General features: G+C 66.9%; 4 protein-coding genes and 1 pseudogene. All 5 read right to left on the bottom strand.

Going from position 1 to position 3,118, the window contains the following annotated elements; genetic code table 11:
* A partial coding sequence (locus tag R1101_RS0119900; RefSeq protein ID WP_016935062.1) for a class I adenylate-forming enzyme family protein occupies positions 1-884 on the bottom strand: 884 nt, incomplete at its 3' end.
* 130 nt (positions 885-1,014) lie between these two features.
* Positions 1,015-1,479: a PucR family transcriptional regulator gene (locus tag R1101_RS31155; RefSeq protein WP_232284793.1), complete on the bottom strand. Its 465-nt coding sequence runs from the start codon at positions 1,477-1,479 to the stop codon at positions 1,015-1,017.
* Positions 1,476-2,327, bottom strand: coding sequence for a hypothetical protein (locus tag R1101_RS31150; protein WP_232284792.1), 852 nt, complete (start codon positions 2,325-2,327; stop codon positions 1,476-1,478). The genes R1101_RS31155 and R1101_RS31150 overlap by 4 nt, the downstream gene beginning before the upstream one ends.
* Before the next feature lie 73 nt (positions 2,328-2,400).
* On the bottom strand, positions 2,401-2,724 hold the full coding sequence (locus tag R1101_RS29305) for a hypothetical protein (RefSeq protein WP_064065400.1): 324 nt from the start codon (positions 2,722-2,724) through the stop codon (positions 2,401-2,403).
* A 63-nt stretch (positions 2,725-2,787) separates the two neighbouring features.
* Positions 2,788-3,118, bottom strand: a pseudogene (locus R1101_RS29300) (hypothetical protein); the annotation flags it as partial.

Raw genomic sequence — 3,118 nt, 5'->3', positions numbered from 1 at the left:
GCGCAGGTCGCCTCGGTGAGGCCGTATCCCTCGACCATGACGAACCCGAAGCGGTCGTGGCACCGCTGCAGCAGTTCCTTCGGGACCGGAGCCGCGCCGCACACCACGAACCGCAGCGACGAGGTGTCGGGCCGGACGGTGTCGGGCAGCGCGGCAAGCATCGCATAGATCGCGGGTACAGCGGAAAAGTATGTGGGGCGGAGCTTTTCCACGTGGTCGAAGAATCGGCTCGCGGAGAACGATCCGATCACACTGAGCTGTCCGTGCGAGCGCCAGACCGCCAGTGCGCTCACCATGATCGCGTTGACGTGGAACAGCGGCAGGACCAGCATGCAATGGTCGTCGGCTGTGAGACCGAAATGGTGCGCCATCGTCGACGACATGGCCTCGGCATTGTCGTGATCGAGTATCACGCCCTTCGGCCGGCCGGTGGATCCGCTGGTATAGATGACCAGGCTCGGTTCGTCACCGCGCAGGGCCACGGGTTCGGGGCCGTCGCCCTCGACGGCGAGATCGTCCACGGTGATGCTCGACCGGCCGCCGTCGGGCGCGTCGGTTCCGTTGTTGACGACGAGGACAGCACCGGAGTCCGAGATCTGATAAGCCGCTTCCGATTCCGTGAACGCCGGATTGACGGGCGTCGCGGCAGCACCGAGACGCCACGCCGCGAGCATGGCCACCAGCAGTTCGACCCGGTTCGGCAGCATGATCGCGACGACGTCGCCCGCACCGACGCCGTGTCGCGCGAACTGCGCTGCGACAGCGCGGGTTCGGTCGTCGAGCCGGGCGTAGGTGAGTTCGAGCCTGTCGTCCCGGACCGCCGTGCGAGTGCGATCCTCGGCGGGGACATTCCAGGGGAGAAAGGGAAAGCGGGAGAAGGGCATCTACAGCTCCTCGGTCCGACGAGCACGTATCGGTTGTGATGCACGACATTATGCGGCCGGCGTGATCCAAGACACGTCCCCGCGAGACCAACTTCGACGCTGCCGTTGTCGAATCTGCACAAAAATCGGGTCAACGACGGGACGCGCGCTTCCCCATGGGCATCAGCACGGGTCGTCCGAGCACGTGACAGACGTGCAGAGCCAACTCGAGATCCAACCGGTTGTCGGAGATGGGCCGTCCCCGTTCCTCCTCCGCCTTCTGCAGCCGGTACTTCACGGTGTTCCGATGAAGGACGAGTTCCTCGGAGGTCTGCACATAGCTTCCGCCGGTCCGCAGGAACATCCGCGTCGTGTCCCGCAGACGCTCCGCGGCCGGGTTGTCGATCGCGAGTCGGCCCAGCGTATCGGCGACGAAACGCCTGGTCGTCGCGAGGTCGCGTGCCAGCACCGCCGTCGCGGACATGCCGTCCTCTCCGTAGTACACCGCTCGGCTGTGCGGAACGGTCGCGGTGCTCGCGACGATCCGCACCGCTTCGGCCTGCTCGTGGCTGCGCCGGAACCCCGCGACCCCGACCCCCGGCTTCCCGAATGTCACGCGCAACCCGGGGACGGCCTGCACAACGGTCCGGAGGCGTGGCACGTCGACGACCGTGCCACCCGCCGTCGTCGTCCACAACCAGGCCGTGCGGCGATCCACCGGGACGAGCAAAGGCGACCCTCCCCACCGGCCGCGACCGTGAGGGTCTCCGCTGCCGCCGCGAGGGTCGGGGTCTGGTCCGCGCCCTGGGCCGGGCCTTCGATCCACGCGATCGCACCGAGGTGGGTTCCGTCGAGCCGGTAACCCGTCTTCGTCGCGAACTCCTCGGTATCGAACGCACCGCCGCTCAACACCTGTTCCACCAGCGCCGACGTCACGTTCTCGGACTGCCGGACCAGCACCCGCTGCTCTTCTTCGTGAGCGTCGAGCACGACGCGCGTCATCCAGTCCACATACTTGTGCATCCACCCGGCGAAATGGTGGAGCAGCTCGAGTTTCAGGTCGGGCGCACAATCGAGCTGCTGGATCTCCGCGAACATCTGGTTGAACAGGTCGTCGGAGCCGATGTGGTAGGCCCGGCGCAGCGCAGCCGCAGGAACGCCGTGCCGCGCGAGCCTGACCGCATACTCCGTGGCGGCGGTGATCGGCTGGATACGATCGAGCGGGATGTCGTTGCTGATCATGTGCAGGATGGTGGCGACGTTGCCCTCCACGCTCGCGCGCAGCATGTCGGTCAATTCGGACTCGCCGAGATCTTCGACGGCCGACTCGATCGCCGCGTCCATGCTCGCGACGATCTCGTCGGACCGCCGCTGCATCCGCTCGCCGACCACCACCACGAGTTCCTGCACATCGGCGGCACGCGTGTCCTTCGACGGAGTACCGCGTCCGGCGTCATCGCTCATTGCACTCGTCTACCAGAAAACTCTCGTGCACAGTGTGCGATCACCACACCACCGACGAGGTCCTACACGAACGTCAGCCCGCGGCGTCGTCCTGACATGCCGCACAGCCTCCGGCAACGAAGGCCGACAACGGCATCATGTAGCGCAGGAACAACACCTTCTTCGGCACAGTGGTATCGCCCCACGGCAGTACGGTCACGGTCGGATCGACGACCGAGGGAAGGTCGGACGGCGCGGCGATCGCATACGTGTAGTAACCCGACGCGTCGAGTGCGCGATGATCTGGTCGAAGCCTGCCTGTGCGAGCTGTGCGGCGGGTCCGGTACAGGAAGTTCGGGTCGAACGGCTGCTCGCACGGTTGCCTGAGCATCGTCGCCCCGCCGAGGCGCCTGGTCACCTCGGGGCAACGGCACGCCGTCGCTGAGCGATGCGGCGTCGTCGGGCACGGACACGCGGATGGTCAGAAGCCCACCGGGGTGCTCTGCCCCTCCGGACCACCGCGGATCTCGTTGCGCGCGTGGCCCGCCGGACCGGGTACCACAGTGGCATGCCACTTCTGCTGTGACGGACGGCGATTCCGCGCCGCTGATTCCGCGAACGGATTCCCGCTACCCGGATCCGGCACGATCATGTCGTCACGCAGCAAATCGACGGTGTCGAAGTTCGTGCCGTAGGTGTCGAGCGAGAAGTACCGCGCGGCCGGATAGGTGCCGGACACCTCGATCGAGTCGCCCGGGCCCAGCGCAGAAGGCCGGTTCGGCACCGTCGGCCGGGGGCACGGCGAGCGTGAC

This window comes from Rhodococcus sp. R1101, assembly GCF_000278445.1.
Taxonomy (GTDB): domain Bacteria; phylum Actinomycetota; class Actinomycetes; order Mycobacteriales; family Mycobacteriaceae; genus Rhodococcus; species Rhodococcus gordoniae.
Note: the sequence above shows the minus strand (reverse complement) of the source record. Positions and strands in the feature narration are given on the sequence as shown.

Coding starts and splice junctions, on each gene's coding strand:
- R1101_RS31150 (WP_232284792.1), bottom strand. CDS start 2,327: ATGAGCGATGACGCCGGACGCGGTACTCCGTCGAAGGACACGCGTGCC.